The 1,622-nt window shown below is 75.5% G+C and carries 1 protein-coding gene and 1 pseudogene; both read left to right on the top strand.

Features of this window, described 5'->3' with window-relative positions:
* A partial coding sequence (locus tag BGM09_RS07965) for a DUF58 domain-containing protein (protein ID WP_188280743.1) occupies positions 1 to 1,230 on the top strand: 1,230 nt, incomplete at its 5' end.
* Positions 1,227 to 1,622, top strand: a pseudogene (locus BGM09_RS07960) (hypothetical protein); the annotation flags it as partial. The gene BGM09_RS07965 and the pseudogene BGM09_RS07960, both read left to right, overlap by 4 nt.

Genomic DNA, 1,622 nt, shown 5'->3' with positions numbered 1-1,622 from the left:
GAACGCGCGCTGCGGTACGGCACGGTGACCGCGGTCGCCGTCGCCGCCGCTCTGCTCACCGGACGGCCGTGGCTGCTCGCGCTGGCCGCCGGCCCACTGGTGCTGCTCGCGCTGGCGCTCCCGTACGGCACGCGCACGGCGCGGATGGACGTCACGGTCGACGTCGAACCGCGGCGGCTCTTCGAGGACGAGACCGTCACCGCGAGGATCACCGTCGCGTACGACGGCGACCGCGGGCGGCTCGACCCCGGCGTCACGCTGGGGCCCGGTGTGCGCCTGGACCATCTCACCGTGGCCAGCTCCCGCGTGGAGCTGCGGCTGACCGCCGAGCGCTGGGGCCGCTGGACGCTCGGTACCGTCGACCTCGACCTCTACGACGCGGGCGGCACCGCCCGTCGCACGGTCCGCGCGGACCTCGGCGAGGTGCGGGTGTTCCCGGTGCCGTCCCGCGCCGGCATGACGCCCATCCCGGTCCGCCTCCCGCAGCGGCTCGGCGAGCACACCGCGGCGCAGCGCGGCGAGGGCGTCGAGGTCACCGGCGTGCACCCGTACATCCGCGGCGAGCGGCAGCGGCGGATCAACTGGCCCGCCACGACCCGCCGCGGCTCCCTGCAACTCCAGCAGTTCGCCGCGGAGCGCGCCGCCGACACCGTCGTCATGCTCGACGGACTCGGCGACGTCCTCGACCCGGTCACCGGTACGTCCTCGCTGGACGAGACCTTCCGCGCCGCGGCCGGACTGGTCCGCGCCTATCTGCGCACCCACGACCGGGTCGGCGTCGTCTCGGTGGGCGGCACGACCCGCTGGCTCCAGCCGGGCAGCGGGGACGGCTACTTCTACCGGATCGTCGAGAGCGTCCTCGAAGTCCGCAAGGACGTCTCCTACCGCAGCGAGGGCGTGAGCAACCTCCCGCCGCCCGCGCTGCCCGAAGGCGCGATCGTGTACGTCTTCACGCCGCTCGCCGACCAGCGGATTCTCGACGTACTGCACCGCGTGGCCGCGCGGGCCCTCGCCCTGGTGGTGATCGAGATCGCCACCGCGGACCCGTACATCGAACCCGGCGATGTCAACGCGGAGTTGGGCCTGCGGCTGTGGCGGTCCGAGCGGGACGCGACACGCTTCGCCCTGAAGGAGCGCGGCATCGCGGTGGTCACCCACGAGCGCGGCGAGACCCTCGACCTGGCCCTGGCGCCGCTGGTGCGCACGCGTATTCACGGGGGCAGGCGATGAGCGGTACGGCGCGGCGGCCGGGCGCGGCCCCGGCGCCCTCGCCCCTGACGACCGCTGCCCCGGCGCCCTCGGCCGACGCGACCGCGGCACCTTCGGCCCCCGCCCAGGCTCCCCGCCGCATCCGGCTCCCCGCCCAACTGCCCGCCCGCTGCCTGGCCGTGGCGCTCGCCCTCGCGTCGTGCGACGCGCCGGAGGCTGTACGCCACTCGCTCAGCACACAGGCGGCGCTGCTCGTCGTGGTCGGGGTCGCCTGGTGGGCGGCGCCGATGGTCGACGAGCGGCCGGTGCGCAATTCGATGCGCTGGGCGAAGATCGCCGCCCGCCGCCGCTCCACCGTCCTCGCCGTGGGGTCGGTGGTGGCCGCGGCGGTCACCGATCCGCCGACCTGGCTG

Source organism: Streptomyces sp. CBMA29, from assembly GCF_014596445.1.
Lineage (GTDB): Bacteria > Actinomycetota > Actinomycetes > Streptomycetales > Streptomycetaceae > Actinacidiphila.
The sequence above is the reverse complement of the archived record's forward strand: the minus strand, read 5'-3'. Positions and strand labels throughout refer to the sequence as shown.